11 protein-coding genes and 3 pseudogenes are annotated in these 15,804 nt (G+C 35.1%); 4 read left to right on the forward strand and 10 right to left on the reverse strand.

Annotated elements, in window-relative coordinates; all coding sequences use genetic code 11:
* Positions 1–2: 2 nt before the first annotated feature.
* The 3 genes and pseudogenes from P700755_RS08520 to P700755_RS21275 all read left to right on the forward strand — a co-directional run.
* Positions 3–2,198 carry a PepSY domain-containing protein gene (locus P700755_RS08520; protein WP_015024278.1) on the forward strand — a complete coding sequence of 732 codons (2,196 nt, stop codon included), beginning with the start codon at positions 3–5 and terminating at the stop codon, positions 2,196–2,198.
* A gap of 240 nt (positions 2,199–2,438) precedes the next feature.
* Positions 2,439–2,543: pseudogene (locus P700755_RS21270) on the forward strand (DUF6686 family protein); the annotation flags it as partial.
* 146 nt (positions 2,544–2,689) lie between these two features.
* Positions 2,690–2,871, forward strand: a pseudogene (locus P700755_RS21275) (IS91 family transposase); the annotation flags it as partial.
* A 1,217-nt stretch (positions 2,872–4,088) separates the two neighbouring features.
* Here P700755_RS21275 and P700755_RS08530 read toward each other — a convergent pair.
* From P700755_RS08530 to P700755_RS08550, 6 genes and pseudogenes are all read right to left on the reverse strand, one after another.
* Positions 4,089–5,084: a WG repeat-containing protein gene (locus P700755_RS08530; protein WP_015024280.1), complete on the reverse strand. Its 996-nt coding sequence runs from the start codon at positions 5,082–5,084 to the stop codon at positions 4,089–4,091.
* Between the two features lie 157 nt (positions 5,085–5,241).
* Positions 5,242–5,886, reverse strand: coding sequence for a hypothetical protein (locus P700755_RS08535; RefSeq protein WP_015024281.1), 645 nt, complete (start codon positions 5,884–5,886; stop codon positions 5,242–5,244).
* Between the two features lie 322 nt (positions 5,887–6,208).
* Entirely contained in the window at positions 6,209–8,053 is a 1,845-nt protein-coding gene (locus P700755_RS08540; RefSeq protein WP_041758260.1) for a PLP-dependent aminotransferase family protein, read from the reverse strand.
* 430 nt (positions 8,054–8,483) lie between these two features.
* Positions 8,484–8,666, reverse strand: a pseudogene (locus P700755_RS20680) (HpaII family restriction endonuclease); the annotation flags it as partial.
* A gap of 84 nt (positions 8,667–8,750) precedes the next feature.
* Positions 8,751–8,990, reverse strand: a complete 240-nt coding sequence (locus P700755_RS08545) for a hypothetical protein (RefSeq protein ID WP_015024283.1) — start codon at positions 8,988–8,990, stop codon at positions 8,751–8,753.
* A gap of 145 nt (positions 8,991–9,135) precedes the next feature.
* The gene (locus P700755_RS08550) at positions 9,136–9,768 is read right to left on the reverse strand and encodes a S24 family peptidase (RefSeq protein ID WP_041758262.1); all 633 of its coding nucleotides are present in this window, start codon (positions 9,766–9,768) and stop codon (positions 9,136–9,138) included.
* A gap of 470 nt (positions 9,769–10,238) precedes the next feature.
* Here P700755_RS08550 and dcm point away from each other — a divergent pair, with 470 nt between their 5' ends.
* Positions 10,239–11,477: a DNA (cytosine-5-)-methyltransferase gene (dcm, locus tag P700755_RS08555; protein WP_015024284.1), complete on the forward strand. Its 1,239-nt coding sequence runs from the start codon at positions 10,239–10,241 to the stop codon at positions 11,475–11,477.
* Between the two features lie 6 nt (positions 11,478–11,483).
* On the opposite strand, the gene P700755_RS08560 is transcribed toward dcm, so the two are convergent.
* The 4 genes from P700755_RS08560 to P700755_RS08575 all read right to left on the reverse strand — a co-directional run bounded on the left by P700755_RS08560 (position 11,484) and on the right by P700755_RS08575 (position 15,643).
* On the reverse strand, positions 11,484–12,191 hold the full coding sequence (locus P700755_RS08560; RefSeq protein WP_015024285.1) for a PmeII family type II restriction endonuclease: 708 nt from the start codon (positions 12,189–12,191) through the stop codon (positions 11,484–11,486).
* A 114-nt stretch (positions 12,192–12,305) separates the two neighbouring features.
* Entirely contained in the window at positions 12,306–12,515 is a 210-nt protein-coding gene (locus P700755_RS08565) for a hypothetical protein (protein WP_041758264.1), read from the reverse strand.
* Positions 12,508–12,903 (reverse strand): (deoxy)nucleoside triphosphate pyrophosphohydrolase, encoded by a 396-nt coding sequence (locus P700755_RS08570; protein ID WP_015024286.1) that lies wholly within the window; start codon positions 12,901–12,903, stop codon positions 12,508–12,510. Before P700755_RS08570 ends, P700755_RS08565 begins: the two co-directional genes overlap by 8 nt.
* Before the next feature lie 331 nt (positions 12,904–13,234).
* Positions 13,235–15,643: a zinc-dependent metalloprotease gene (locus P700755_RS08575; RefSeq protein ID WP_015024287.1), complete on the reverse strand. Its 2,409-nt coding sequence runs from the start codon at positions 15,641–15,643 to the stop codon at positions 13,235–13,237.
* Positions 15,644–15,804 lie beyond the last annotated feature (161 nt).

Here is a 15,804-nt window from a genome sequence, read left to right on the forward strand (position 1 = left end):
CTATGACAATTTCTATTTGGCGATACAGTCATTTTATACTTGCCTTTGCTTCTTCTTTGTTTTTACTCATTGCCTCGGTGACAGGTGTGATTTTAGCCATTGAGCCCATTTCGCATCAAGCTAAAGGGTATGCAGTTCAAGATTTGGACAAGATATCTTTAGGGACTACCACTGAGGCGCTGAAAAAAAATTACGACGACGTATTTGCACTCGAAGTAGAAACATCAGGTTTTGTAAAGGCCTCTGTTCTTACTTTGGAAATGGAAATGCTCGATATCTACATCGATCCAAACACAGGCCTAGAATTGGGCCAAATACAAGAGCGACCCTTTATTTATAGTTTTGCCACTAATCTACATCGTTCTCTTTTTCTTAAAAGCATCGGACGGTTTTTTGTGGGTTTGATTTCGCTTTTACTTTTACTGATTACCATTACTGGAGTATTGCTTCTCGCCAAAAGGCAAGGAGGTTTTAAACGTCTTTTTTCAAAAGTTCAAAAAGATTATTTTGAACTTCGATACCATGTTATTTTAAGCCGATGGTTTTTTATTCCAATTGTTATTCTTGCTTTTACAGGTGTCTATCTTTCCGCAGAAAAATTTGAATTACTACCCAATGCTACTATCACGCATAAAGAAATTAATAATACGGATACGACAGAACGTTTTGAGCATATTATTGATATTCCTTTTTTCAAGGCAACCACGCTCGACCAAATAAGAAAGGTAGATTTTCCATTTTCTGAAAATCCTGAGGAGTATTATCAAGTCGCATTAAAGAATAAGGAAATAAGGGTCAGTCAACAAACAGGACAAATTGTAAGTGAAGCCAATTATCCTTTTGTAGCATTGGCATCCCGTTTAAGTTGGAAGCTGCATACAGGCGAAGGAAATGTCTTTTGGTCTATTGTTTTACTACTTGCAAGTGCTTCCATTCTATTCTTTATGTATTCAGGTTTTGCGATGACGCTGAAACGTAGAAAAAAAGTAAAAGCCATTTCCATAATGCCAGATAAGGACGACTGTGAATTTGTTATTTTAGTGGGGTCAGAAACAGGAACAACATTCGATTTTGCAAGGCAACTTTATACAAGTTTGAATGCTACTGGTAAAAAAGTCTATATGACCGAATTGAATAAGTATTGCACTTTCGCTAAAGCAAGACGCATCATCATATTTACTGCGACCTACGGCGAAGGCGAACCCCCTTCAAACGCCAGGAAGTTTGAAGCTATTTTTTCAACTATCCAACAACCGAACAAAATCCGATATTCCGTAGTAGGATTTGGTTCCTTGGAATATCCAGACTATTGTAAGTTTGCTATAAAAGTTGATGCGATCTTGCAAATACATCCTGATTTTCAGCCCTTGTTCCCACTTTATAAAATCAATAATGCAGATGCTGCTGATTTTGAAAACTGGGTCAAACAATTGAGCAAACAAATTGATATTTCGTTATCGATACAGCAGCCTAAAAAAATTAAAAGGCAGCTCAAGCAAATCCCTTTTGAAGTTTTGGGACGTACTGGATTAAATGTAGATGACACTTTTCTGATTCGATTAAAGCCCAAGAAAAAAATAAAATTCACTTCTGGCGATTTATTGGTCATATTAATAAAAGGAACTACTATTACCCGTCAATATTCTATTGCCAGAATAGGCGATGAAATACTGTTAAGCATCAAAAAACACGAGTTTGGCCAGTGCTCCTCCTATCTCTACGAATTGAGTAAGGGCGATACCATTGAGGCCGCTGTAAAGGCTAATCAACATTTTCATTTCCCTAAAAAAACGACTGCTACAGTATTGATAGCAAACGGAACTGGGATAGCCCCATACTTGGGGATGATAGAACAGAATAGAAACACAACAATTAACTTATTTTGGGGAGGTAGGACCGTAGCTTCATCAGCTATTTATGATGACATTCTTAAAGGGATTATTTCGAAAAATGAAAATAACACAATCCATAAATCCCATTCAAGAGAGGGAAGTAAAGAATACGTCCAAAATCTGGTAATCCAACAAAAGGATAGTGTTCTCAAAACAGTTCAAGAAGGTGGTGTGGTTATGATTTGTGGTTCGCTAGCGATGCAACACGATGTTTTAGATGTGCTGGAAAGTTTACTCGCAGAACATTCTGCAACTAGCCTCGACGAGCTTCAGCATAATGGGCAGTTAAAGATGGATTGTTACTAATACCAAATTAAACCTATAATGTCGTAATAAATCGTTTCTTTTCCGCCTGCTTTTTATCAAAAATAATTACCGTAGCTAAGGCTATGCTAATTATTTTTAATTTCAATCAACCAAAAAGTAATTCGATTTATTCATACGGCATTATAGATATATTTTGGTATAAGAAGACCTGAGTGCCGAAATACAAAGTCACTATCGAAAAACTTGAACGGACAGTTCGCCTAAAGTAAAAGTAACAATGCCTATTTTCTTTACCTCATCAACATCTGCCTTGAGTTTACTCCAAGAGAAATGAAGGCTTTTAAACAGTTCGTATCCAAAATTGAAGTGCACTATTGGGAATAGTGTTGCCAAAGAGCCCTCCTTAAACCAAAATTCACGTATGAAGAATGAAACAGAACCTTGCTATGGTCTTTAACCAGCAAGAGCTGAAATCGCTCAAAGATTTGATTATTTAACACACTAAAAACCAGACGCAACTTTGAAAGTAACTGAAATTAAGAGATAAAAACTTAGCATACATAATACCCTTTGCCATTCAAGAGAAATCTCTCCATCGCTGTTGTCCAAGTTGTAAAAGGAAACCTTGATCACACTTTTTACTTTTGACAGTCGAGGGCCGCCAAAGGATTACAAAAAAATTATAAAGGATAAACTGGAATACAAAAATTAAAAAACAGTTCTAAAAAGAAGATTAGCAGAGTACTGCCTAAACTGAAGAAAAAAGGGTAATATCGAGTGAAACTCACATAAAAGGAAACAAACAAACCCAAAAAAAAGTTGCTTCAAGTGACCATCAAAGAAAAACAATGCCTAATTTGATGTAAAACCAATCTTCTCCTTTTTTAAGGTCTATGGCCTAATCGTCAATTTACACCTTACCAGCAATCACGGATCAGTCAACAAATCATATAGCGGACTCCACTGAGCCTGTTGAAGTGTTGGCCTATCGGCAAGCGATATACTTAGTTATTGTCAATAGTTTTTGGTTCAATTTTATCCTGTAATTAGTATAGCTAGTCCTGTAGCTAATTATTGTGAACCATTCTCTAATATTATTTTTCATCGTGACTATGAACTTTGTCTTTAAGAATTGGAATCTACACCATTAAATGACTCCGTATTATTATAAGTTTAATATTCATATTCTACCAGGGTTGCTAATCTTTTTTGATTATTATTTGTTAAATGGTTTATTAAATTTTGTATCTCGATTATTATTTGAGCAGGAGTAATTAAACATTCCATTTTCCAAATCGGGTCCCTCTCAAACAAATACAATCCATTTATTAAGTATTTTTTTAGAGTATTCAAACTTGCTATTATTTCACTTTTTGGACAAAAGACGAGTGGTGCAAGTTGATCAGAATAGTCATCCCTTTTATTAATGTCTTCAAATGGAGCTAGACAATAATCCTTTTCGGAGCTACAATAATGTAAATAAGGGTAGTCTAGAAACTTATAATTTATATTTATTAGGCAATCAAGATCAACTGTTAATATTTTAAATCGAGACTTCATTTTATGTATATAATTTTTACAATTAGTAGTTTATGATCTTGCTAATTTGAAGGTAACGATAACAATAAATTAAATATGATTATTAGACTTAAGTAATTCATGTCCCACTATTACCAAGGTTAGTGAAAATAGTAGCCGGCTTTGTAAGAAGAATATTTCAGTTTTTTACTAAGTTTAATGTTGGCAACACTATTAATATTAGCTATGATCTCTGTTAATATTTTTATACATTATTGGTAAACTCCCTTTTTTTAATGTTGGCCATTCCACAAAATTGCCAAATATTTCATATCTTTTTTTAAATGTTCAATATTCAAGTCATTAATAGTCTTATTTTTTGACATTATTTAAACTATGAAAGTAATTTTTTTACTCATCAAACCAATAATTTTGTTTGAAATGCGGATAGGGTAAATCATCAGTACTAATGTATATAAACTCACTTTTTTCTTCTCCCGTTAGCCAATCGACCCAACCCCATTTGCCGTTTTTCTTAACAGCAAGTTTTGAGACACCATCGGCATCATACCTTTTGTAATCTTCATATTTGCAAGCCACAGTTTGTTTGGCCTGCTCATCATAACTCCAATAAGAGAGGTAAAATCCTGCTTTTCCGTTATTATATACTGCAGTGTACTTTACGTTGAAGGAATAAAAGTTTAAGCTATCATATTGCATTGGTATTAATTCTTTTTCCTCCATATTCATGTCCAGAAATTGATACATTCCCCACTTTTTAGTTTCTTTATTTCGTGCTTTTAAAGCACCATCTCCATTGAGTGGATCAAAAATTACAAGGTCAGCATTCAATTTTGTTTTTGCTAGTTTGAAGGTTTCTACCATCCAACTTTCCATTCTTACTAATGGAACTTCCTTTGGTGTGTTAAATATTGGGTCTACAATATAAAAACCATCAAACCAATCTATTAAACCCCATTTATCATCTTCCTTAACGAGTATATAATCTTCTCCATTGATATTTTTATGGATGATTTTATCAAATTTGCAATTCACTCTATCCCCAGCATCTTCAATTTCAAAAGGGAGTAAAAGAATACCGTATTTATCCTTCTGCTTTACGATTTGAAATCGTGCTTCTGGTTCAAAAAAGCTTAGTGAATCAAATTTTGGGGCAATAACTTCTTCAAATGAGAAATCTTCAATGTCCATACCTACATAAATAGAGTATAGGCCCCATTTTTTTGTGCTTTTCATTTTGGCTAATACCATTTCCTCTCCATAATATTCAGTCCGGATCACCTCTTTAGCTATCATTTTTTTGCGGATCTCTTTATTTGAAATTTCTTGAGAGAAGCAGCCAATCGTAAAAAGGGTTATAAGGTGTAGTAAAAATATTCTTTTCATAGTTTATTTTAATGTTTGCCAAAGTGAGTATAAGTGTAGTGCGGCATCTCGAAGTACATCCTTTTAATTTACCGTAAAGTTTGCTCCTTGAGAGGTATTGACTTTTAGACGTAAAGCAGGCACTATCGCATATACAATGTTGTAGCACGTCTTCATTTTAGTCTTGATTCCACCAATCAAACCGTTTATGATTGTTAGTTTCCATATATTCTATATCACAAGCTTTTACTATGTCAAGACAAGTTCTTTTGGATCCTATCATGAGGGCATAAGGGCAATCGTAATCGGGTAAAAGAATTTCAATTCCATCTTTGCTTTTGAGAGATTTTGCTTCTTCGATTTCAAGATAGATATCAAATTCGTCTTTATTCTTGAAGGGCACAATTTTATTTTTTGAATCTGGAAACCTTTCTAATTTTTTAGTTAGTAAATCTGTCAACCCTTTGTATTTAAAATATCGAATTAATGGGATGAGTAGACCTACAGGAATTTTGTCAGACACATAATCAGGAAAGTCTATTTTTTTCCATTCACAATAGTCCTTCAATTCAGATTGAAAAGTATCTTGAAGTTCTAAAATTCCTTTTGCTAATCTATTCAATGAGTTAAAGCCGATATCATCACTAATTTCTTTCCAACTTTTTGGCGCTAAAAGCGGATAGGTATTCTTTAAATCGGCTTCCCAATTGAAATGGTCAGCAAACACCTGATGGTTGAACGGAAACAAACAAATTAGTACTTCTTGGTCAGCAGGAAAGTGACTTTTAATTGTCTTGTCGTATGAGATTGTTACTGCTTCCATTTTAATGTGCTGCAAAATCCGTATAAACCCAATTCAAATCTTCAGTATAGGGTATATATCTATTTAGGGCGTTGTTTTATTTTCATCTAAACTAACACTTTCATACATACTACCAAATTAAGTTTATAATGTCGTATCAATAAATTAAATTATACTACAACGCAGCTCAGCACAGGTTTTTTTGATGGATTGAAATTAAAAATAATAAAAATAGCCTTAGTTACGATAACTATTTTTGATAAAAGCAAGCAAAAAAAGCATATGCCAAATTCGTTTCGGTAAAACGATTTATTCCGAAATTATAAGTTTGAATTGATATAAATTAAAGTTGCTCTACAAAGTCAGAAAAAACCTGCTTATGATGTTCCAAATCCAGATTTGGTGACACAGAAACGCGGGCAATATAATCCTTATCTTCTTCTTTAGTGGTTCCTTGAGTGGAGGTTGCTGGGATGGTCCAGTAACATCCTTTTAACTGCCCATAGCTCACACAGTGCTTGCTTTCATTAGGAATTTCGCTAATCATCATATCGATGAGTTTTTGATTTAAAGCTCTTTTATAAGCTTCTCTTTCTTCATCCGTGTTCCCTTTCGTAGGGAGATCTAATGAAAATACGGATGGTGTAAACCCTTGCTCAACCACCTCATCTGGAACAAAATTGATTTTTGCTTCTGGTAGCTCTTTTTTGATAAAATTGACAAACTCACGGGTGTTTATATACGCGTCTGCAATCCTCTTGTTCATAGATGGCAACTGCTCTGCTAAGATTTCCACTTGAAGATCTGTAGCCTCGTTATCGCAAAGTTTAAAATGCTTTTCTATGGCTGGCATTAGATCTTCTGCTTTTTCGTTGGCAACACAGTAACCCGTGGTACATTTTCCACCACTAGGAAATTTCGATCCACTCACGTAGGAAATTGATCGTATAGAAGAGAAAATACCCTCTTTGCTTAAAAATTGAACATTAGGACAAAAAGTTTGGTCCAAGATAAAAACAGGATCAATAGCCGTTTTTCCAGTAGGGGTTTGGCGGGTCTTACTTAAAACTGCTTTTAATTTTTCCAAGTCTGGAACTTCAACTCTTGGGTTAGTTGGAATTTCAGCAATAATGTAAGGAATGGCGTCTAGCTTCGCCACTTGGTCTAGAACTTGATCGGTGCTTTGTACCATATCATTATCCCGATCTACAGGTAGGTCTAAAATATCTACGTTTTCTACCGCCGCTACCACTCGTCTAGCTTGATCATTGGTTCCTCCATAACAGTTGGGTGGAACAATGATTTTGATGTTTTTTCCTGGATGCTTTTCTTTGGCATCGTCTATAAGCCCCATCATGATCGCATATTGAACGGATAGTCCACAAGACCCCAATAACACTTTAGACTTGGTTGCGGTAATCTCTTGTACCGATTTGACTACACTTGCTTTGTTCTTTGCTGTATCCCTTTCGACTGGAGTAGAGGGGGATTTCCCGACGAGTTGCTGTAAGGCAGAAAAAGAATCGGCTGGTGTCATGGCGATGGTTTCCCGTCTTCGCACATGTTGAATCTCTGAGATATAACTTTCGCTTTCTTCACTATTAACGAGTATAATACTTCCAAATGGAGGTTGTACACTAACGTAGAAATCGATTGCAGTCGACAGGTCGGCTCCTCCCATTTCATCATCTTGAGAAATGAAAATGTTACTGCCCCTAAAGTCAGGAATATCGTCTGCATTTTTAACCTGCTTTAATTCAAAGTTATACCCATAAACATCCTCTAGGGCTTTAAAATCGAAAGCCGGAGGCAAGTCTCCTGTATACAGGATTTGAGTGTTTTTATGATCGAATACATTCTTTCTGAGGACGGCTAAAACCGGCATCGTCTGAGATGAAAAAGCAATGACCTGTTCTGGTTTTAAATCATGCATATGAGCAATGCCCCATTCCAATATAGAAGATAAGGGATGACCCAAGCGAATATAGTCAAAAGCAGTAGGCAATTCACTAAGAGCTGATGTGTCTGAATTCTGGGCTTTATACAAGGCTTCAAACTGATCTATGAATTGGGTTTTAGCCAAACTTTCATTAAAAATATCCAATCGATGAGTGGTGAGTTTCAACCAGTCTGTTGGCATATTTTTGAGGACTTCTACTATATAATTAAGCATTTTAGGATCTTGCATCATCTTTTCTTTTAGGAAGGCAAAAATACAGATTTATTAGGCTTCCGCTAAAGGCCTTAACAAGATGTTTTGTCTTCACAATACAATGCCTTTGAGTTTGTCTTTTAAAAAGTAGCGACGAATTATTTTAAAAAACTCATCAATTAGTTTATCAGGTCCCATCTTTCCTAGATTTATGACTAAGGGAAGCCGCTATTATAAAAGCTGGAGTTGTAAACACACCTACTAATGTTTTAATTTCCACAAGCTCGTAAAACCCTAAAATAATGGATATAAATAAAAGTATATTTATTGTAGGGCTTTACGAGCTTTATTGATGTTCATGTGTTAGTTTTTAGTAACGGTTTATGGGGTTTTGATTAACAGAAGTAGATTAAAGTTGGGATCAAGGCTTATTGTTAGTTCTTCTATAAAATTGCTTTTAACAATATTATTTTGTGAATCTAATTTGCAAATTCAATTGATTACTTTCTTTATAAATCTCTCCAAATCCATGTCTTGAAGAACTCGCAGTATCGAGTTTTGTATTATTTAGCAAATAGTCCTCAAATTCATTTCTATTATAAATGTGATAACACAGAACATCTCCGTTTCCTTTAACAATTAAATATCCCCCCGTTGCCTCTTATTGACCTGTCCAAACTTTTGATGGCATCATTCCAGTGCGACATCGGTTAAATGGGAGGATGTAATCCAACTAAATCTCTGCGTTAGCTTCTATAAAACTTTCTAATTCACCTTCAGTTAAAAATGAATATTTTGGTTCTAAGCCAAATTCGAAGAATTTTACTAATCCTAATACGTCTGTGAAAAGCCTGAAGTGATTTCCTTCATAATTATAAACGTAAAAAAGTTTATCAGTATTTTTTAAATTGATTGTTTCAATGGTGCGACATGCAGTGATGTAATCTACTAAGCAATTATTAATTGTCTTCATTTTTTCTATAGTTTAAAAGTTTTTTTTCAAATAGCTATTGTCATCAAAAAAGTAAGAGCATTTGTAACCAAGTCTTTATTGCTTAATTTTTGATTCTATTCTCTACTACCGATTTTAGTAGGTTAGAAAGTTGACATTCATTTTTTTAACTTTTTAAAATCTCAATAAACTCCCCGACAACTCTCATTCCTGATGCACTTTCTTCATTGAGAATAATATCTTCATAAGAATCATCAAGCGAATTTGGCCTTAAAACAATAGACTTATGTCTAAAACTTTCCCCCGAAAACACTTTTTCACTTGAATATGTTTTGATAGTAAAAGCGGAATTGAAATCTTGATCTTGAATATCCATATTTTCTACCAAAACGATTTTCCCGTTTCTACTGCCCACTGGATTTGCTTTAAATAAGCAGATTGAACCATTCGGGATTACTCTATTCATTGATTCACCAACTATTTTACAAGCAAAATAATCGTTATTTGAATTACTTTTTTCTGAGCCTTCTATTAAGGAAAAATCTTTTTCTAATTGCATTTCACTAAACGTTCCTGCTGCGGCATAAAAATTATAAAATGGGATAGGGTTTAGTAACTCTTTTTCAACAGGTGTCGTTCTTACTAGTGGAACAGTTTTTCCATTATTTTCTGAAGAGGAATCTCTTATCTTTCTATTCTCTTGTAAATAGGTATAGATGGGAGCTATAACAGGATTTTCTAAATTGAACCGAATTTTTACAACTGGAATTTGTCTACCTTTGTTATTCTGGATTGCCATTTACTCAGCAACACGAGGGAAAAACATGGATCAACACTAGTGTAATCGGAATGCGTACAAATGATTATAAACAAAGCGTTTGGCATGGTGTTTTTGATGTGGAAACAAACCCCTTTTAGTTAAAGTCGATCCAATATGATGCTTAAGCAGTAAATACAGCAATGTAACAAAACAACTTCCGGAAGAATATTCCAAGACATTAGATACTTGACTTTGGAATAATTGTGCAATTTTGCCTGAGGTGGAGACTAAGGAGGAGGATTAGGAGATTGGTGAATCGTTGATTTTAATACGCTGATTAACCCGTCTAAAAAAAAATTGCAGATTTAACTTTTAAACAAAGTGACCACTTTATTGGTGTAAAAAAAGTTGTATTACAAGATTTACAACTTTTGCGACAAAAAATTACTATTCAGTTTGTCGGAAACAAAATTTAACTATATTTGTAACCATGTATAATGTTGTGTAATATGGTTATTAAAGATTATTATTCTATTTCTGAAGTTGCTGATATTCTAGGAAAAAGCACTGAAACCCTAAGAAGATGGGATCGAGATGGTAAGTTGTCAGCGGTTCGAGAACCTATGAGTAACTATCGTGTTTATTGCAAGGAACAGTTACAATTATTTCCTGAATTCCAAAATGCCGAAAATATAAATCATGTAGTGGGGAATTTTGTGAAACCAAATAACGATTATTCTGTTCTTGAACTATTTGCTGGAGCTGGGGGTCTTGCAATCGGATTAGAACAGTCGGGAATAAAGTGTACAGCACTAAATGAAATTGATAAATGGGCTTGTCAAACTCTTCGAACTAATAGACCTAGTTGGAATATCCTTGAAGGAGATATTAAGAATTTTGATTTTAGACAATATGAGAATAAAGTTGATATTGTAACGGGGGGATTTCCATGTCAAGCATTTAGTTACGCGGGTAAAAAACTAGGTTTAAAAGATGCTCGTGGAACATTGTTTTATGAGTTTGCTAGAGTAATTCAAGAAGTAAAACCAGCAATTTGTATTGGAGAGAATGTACGTGGATTATTGAACCATGAGAACGGTGAAACTTTGAAGGGTATGATTTCTATTTTAGATGAAATCGGATATAACGTAGTTGCTCCAGTTCAAATTCTAAAGGCAATAAACTATAATGTTCCCCAAAAAAGAGAAAGGTTGATTTTAGTGGGGGTACGAAAAGACATTGATTTAGAATATGTTTATCCTTCACCATATGAAAAAGTATACAACCTTAGTGATGCCTTGAAAAAAGGAGAGCTTTACGATTCAAAAGTTCCAATTTCTAAAGGAACACAATACCCAGAAAACAAAAAGAAAGTGTTGGACTTAATTCCACCAAAAGGCTATTGGAGAGATTTACCTATAGATCTTCAGAAAGAATACATGCAAAAGAGTTTCTATCTTGGAGGTGGAAAAACAGGCATGGCAAGAAGAATTGGTTGGGATGAGCCGTGTTTAACATTAACGTGTAGCCCAGCTCAGAAGCAAACAGAGAGATGCCATCCTGAAGAAACGCGGCCATTTACAGTAAGGGAATATGCTAGAATTCAAACTTTTCCAGATAAATGGAGCTTTGAAGGATCCGTTTCACAACAATACAAACAAATAGGTAATGCTGTCCCTATTAACCTTGCAAAAGAGATAGGTTATTCTTTAGTCAAATTTTTAAATGAATTTTATACAGAAAAATAAAACAGTCTATTTGTATTTTTCTTCAATTTCTTTGGTTAATTTATTTATTGTAGTTTCAACCACCTTGCTGGCATCAACTTCTAGAGCTACTTCTCCTATAGCATCTATTAGTTCAAAGTAGAAATCTTCTTTTCCTGTTAATCGGTACCAAAAATCTTGACCTATGTATACTGGATAATTTTGCCCTATCTTTCGATAATGGGAGCTTAATTCAGATACTTCACCATAAACCACACCAACAATCATATCATTTATTCCAACATTTAAATTATTGGTTCTAGCTAGATTTCTTACACCATCGAAATGATTAACGATGGTTGTTACATCATCGCGATTTATCGTGTTTGGTCCAGCTTTTAATTGACAGTATTTTTTTCTTTCATCCACCGCATCAATGAACTCTATATCGATTCCTTGAGTTGTGGAGCCAAGACCTTGAAATAAAGATGTTATTAAGCTCTGGACTTTCATTCCAAAAGAAGTTGTAATAGAAGAGCCCAATACCCTTGGAAGAACCAAAGCTTTAGCAATACTTTTAGGGTCATCATTTCCTGTCAAAAAATTAGCCAAATATTTAAATAAAAAGGGATTTACATTATAGTTTGAAAGGCTACTAGCTCTTTTACAAGCTCCGTCGATATGGCTTTGTGCAATTTCAGCTCTGAAAAATTGTTTAGCATTTTCAATAATCTGTTCCCTATGTTCATTATCCATTTTTTTTATCAGTTTTATCAAAGTTAGTAAAAGTTATTGTATTGGATTTATTTTTTACAATGATCGCCAACATATTAGTGTATGGTTATTTATTATTAGTATTAAACTAGTCACCTATTGTCTAAACTTTGTTGTTACAAATGCAACAGAGATATAAAATTGATTGCAGTTTTCTAGTTCATGAAGTATTGATGAAAGAACTTTTTTTGGTGGATTTTTTTGATTGACGAGTAGTTCAGGTTGGTAGTCTAGATCCGATGAAATGGTTTTATCTACATAACCCGTTTGTAAACTTCTATTGAAAATTTCAGTAAGCTTATCCATTCACTAGTAATTTGTCTACTATGGGAATATCCGCTGCTGCCCAATCAAGTTTTTTAAGTTCTTTTAGCGTTAGCCACTCTTTAGCTATATGTTCATGAAGTGTAAGTTCTTTTGTTTCAACTTCGCAAATAAAACTATGCATAGTCAATTCAAAATCTGGATATTCATGAACAACTGTAAGAAACAATGCTTTGATATGTGTTGAAATACTTAATTCTTCTAGCAATTCACGTTCCAAAGCTTCCTTTTTTGTTTCACCATGTTCCACTTTCCCACCGGGAAATTCAAATTTCTCAGATATATAGGCCAGTTTGTTTTTTGGCCTTTGAACGCACAAAATTTCATTCTGAAAAAAGATTACTCCAGCAACTACTTCAATCTTTTGCATTACTACCTTTTGTTTTATTCTATTTGCTGACAATTAGTTTTATAAACACAATAATACAAGTTAATCACAAACTCTTTTAAAATAAGTGAGTTTAATTTTTTATCTATCGAGAACACTCTCTAAAAGCTGAAGATATAAAAGAGTGCTGACTATTTAAGTTTACAAAAGCTCCTAAAACCATAGAATAATGGGTGTAAATAAAAGAATGTTTAAAATACAGAACCCTGTTGTGTTTTCTTTTAGTGATAGCTTAAAAGACTAGTCTCATAATTTGATAAGACAGAGGCTGTTTTTCTTTAGCCGTTTATTCTAGGTTCCTACTATTCAATAATCAGTTATTCAAGCATTGAAAGCTCCCAATTGGACTACCATCTGGGATTTTGGGTGATGGAATTACCTTGAACTTTTCCGGTTCGTCCATAAACTGATCGATACGGTACGTCATTTCCATTTCAACTACTGAGTTGGATTCCCTAAATTCGTTTTTCAATCCCTTCAAGGTTTTGTTTGCAAAAGCCTTTACTTGTGGAATACTCCCTGAATTCGCTGAAAGATTCATCAGGTGCTTTAATACATTAAAATTGATGGTGTTTTGGACTTCACTCAAATAAGCAGAGTCGTGTTGCTTTCCAAACGTGTTTTTTACCAATTCCTCCAAGACCTGTTCTAGTCCTAAATTTGACTTCTCTAAAGATTTCTGCTGGATGAGTCGGTTGGCACGCTCTGGATGCAGTAATAAGCCTAAGCTCATATCGCTTGCTGTAGCGGAGGCGCCCAAAGCATCAAAACCAACCCCTGTTTTACTTTTAAAGGATTCGCGGCTTCTGGCATAACCAAATGCACGAGGTGGAAACAGGTCCAAAATTCGCTCTGGAATAGCCAAAGCTTCTGCATCAAGAGTATTTAAAGCCGCTTCAAGAGCCTTGATCTGATCGGATTTTGGAATCCTCTCAACTGGTGTTAAGCTACTGCCTTTAACTGCATAGTTGTAATCCAAACCACCAATAAGTTTAATGGTGGCCTCTGTTTGATAGCGATGGAAAAAATATAAAGAGGCGAACACATCCTCTAAAACTGAATATGGTTCACCCGTCTTGATATTGTCTATAGAAAAGTTTGAAATGGCTGTTTTGCGTAGCTCTAAAAGACGACTTAACTCCTTATAGACATCTTTTCCATTATCCCACAAATGAGCATAGGCATGCGCTCCACCTTGAGCTCGCGCATCAGCATCGCTTATAAACCGCAAACCATCGGCTTCGGCTTGTTTTAAAATAGCGTTTAAGTATTGTTTTTCAGTTTTATTGGTACCGCTATCCCCATAACTATAGGCAACGGTGACTTTATCCCATTCGCCAATATTGGTATCGTAAGCTTCAGAGAAGTCGATTTGGTTATCTTTTAATTTCAGTTTTGGATGTGGATAATCCATAACGCTCGTCCTACCCTGTGCACTGGCAGAAAAGTTGTGTGCAAACCCCAAGGTATGGCCAACTTCGTGTGCCGCCAACTGACGGATACGCGCCAAAGCCATCTTTAACATAGGTTGGTAATTATCATCAGAAATCTCAAAAGGTCGATTCATCAAGGCCTGTGCGATCATATAATCCTGACGAATCCTAAGGCTACCTAAACTTACATGACCTTTTAGAATTTCACCTGTGCGCGGATCAACGACACTAGCACCATAGCTCCAACCCCTTGTGGAACGGTGTACCCATTGAATTACGTTATAGCGAAGGTCCATAGGATCTGCATCGGCTGGAAGCATCTTGACCTGAAAAGCATTTTTATAACCAATCTCTTCGAAGGCCTGATCCCACCATCTGGCACCATCTAACAAAGCAGATCTTACAGGCTCTGGTGTTCCAGGATCCAAATAATAAATAATGGGTTCTTTAGCTTCGCTTATGTCTGCATTGGGATTCTTTTTTTCCAAGCGATGGCGAATGCTGTATCGCTTAACCAACGGCTCAAAAATCGGCGTTGCATAGTCCTGATAGGACATAAAAATAGAACCGCTTCTGGGGTCAAATTCACGTTTTTTATAGCCGTCTTTAGGTAACTGGACAAAACTGTGGTGTTGGGTTACCGTTAAGTTAGAGGCATCCGGAGCAACTGAGCGAATATTTCTCCCCTCAGGATCGCCTGAAAAGGTAAGCAAAGCTTCAAATTCTGTATTTTTAGGAAAAGCTTTGGTGCGAAGCATGGCTAGTGCACTTTTATTTTTATCCAATTTGTAAGTCCCCTGCTTTTGTTGTTTCAATCGTCTAGAGACACCGTGAGCATCTTCCATTAGAAAAGGAGTGAGGTCGATAAGGAAACTCTTATCACTTTCGTCTTCAATTTTGAAACCATACAAAACAGATTTGGCAAAAGCTTGTTCAACACTTCGGCGCTCTAAACTATTATCCGTTATAGCTTTATAATCCTGATTGGGCTGAACCAATAGCAGCTTGTTTCCAGCACGTTGAAACTTTACAATGGCTGTTCCTCCAAGCTGTCCACGATCCAAACCGATGTCGTTGGAGCCCAAACCAGTCGTAAGTGAATGCACGTAGAGGAAGTCTTGGTCAAGCTGTTCAACCTTCATATAAATTTTATCTTCCTTTTCTGAATACCAAAAATCGAAAAACCCTTCATATTTTGTTAGTTGCTCCTTTTTTTCTAAAATTTTAAAGGTTTGCGCAGAAGAAACTGAAGCCATTAACAAAATAGTAACGTAAATAAGAGTTTTCATAGATAGATATTTATAAAATCAAAGCTTTAAAGATAGTAAAACTTGTTAATCCCTTTCAAAAAGCTTGATGTTTGCAAATTAAAAGTTCCAAAACCAACAAAAAGTAATCCTTTTAAGAATTTTTAATATTGAATTCCTATTTCCGTATAAAATATACTTTC

This window comes from Psychroflexus torquis ATCC 700755 (assembly GCF_000153485.2).
Lineage (GTDB): Bacteria > Bacteroidota > Bacteroidia > Flavobacteriales > Flavobacteriaceae > Psychroflexus > Psychroflexus torquis.

What these genes read in the sequence shown, in the direction of transcription:
- P700755_RS08535 (WP_015024281.1), bottom strand. Translation starts at nt 5,886, where the DNA reads ATGGAAGCAGTAACAATCTCATACGACAAGACAATTAAAAGTCACTTT.
- P700755_RS08565 (WP_041758264.1), bottom strand. Translation starts at nt 12,515, where the DNA reads ATGGATAAGCTTACTGAAATTTTCAATAGAAGTTTACAAACGGGTTAT.
- P700755_RS08545 (WP_015024283.1), bottom strand. Translation starts at nt 8,990, where the DNA reads ATGAAGACAATTAATAATTGCTTAGTAGATTACATCACTGCATGTCGC.
- P700755_RS08540 (WP_041758260.1), bottom strand. Translation starts at nt 8,053, where the DNA reads ATGCAAGATCCTAAAATGCTTAATTATATAGTAGAAGTCCTCAAAAAT.
- dcm (WP_015024284.1), top strand. Translation starts at nt 10,239, where the DNA reads ATGGTTATTAAAGATTATTATTCTATTTCTGAAGTTGCTGATATTCTA.
- P700755_RS08550 (WP_041758262.1), bottom strand. Translation starts at nt 9,768, where the DNA reads ATGGCAATCCAGAATAACAAAGGTAGACAAATTCCAGTTGTAAAAATT.
- P700755_RS08520 (WP_015024278.1), top strand. Translation starts at nt 3, where the DNA reads ATGACAATTTCTATTTGGCGATACAGTCATTTTATACTTGCCTTTGCT.
- P700755_RS08530 (WP_015024280.1), bottom strand. Translation starts at nt 5,084, where the DNA reads ATGAAAAGAATATTTTTACTACACCTTATAACCCTTTTTACGATTGGC.
- P700755_RS08575 (WP_015024287.1), bottom strand. Translation starts at nt 15,643, where the DNA reads ATGAAAACTCTTATTTACGTTACTATTTTGTTAATGGCTTCAGTTTCT.
- P700755_RS08570 (WP_015024286.1), bottom strand. Translation starts at nt 12,903, where the DNA reads ATGCAAAAGATTGAAGTAGTTGCTGGAGTAATCTTTTTTCAGAATGAA.
- P700755_RS08560 (WP_015024285.1), bottom strand. Translation starts at nt 12,191, where the DNA reads ATGGATAATGAACATAGGGAACAGATTATTGAAAATGCTAAACAATTT.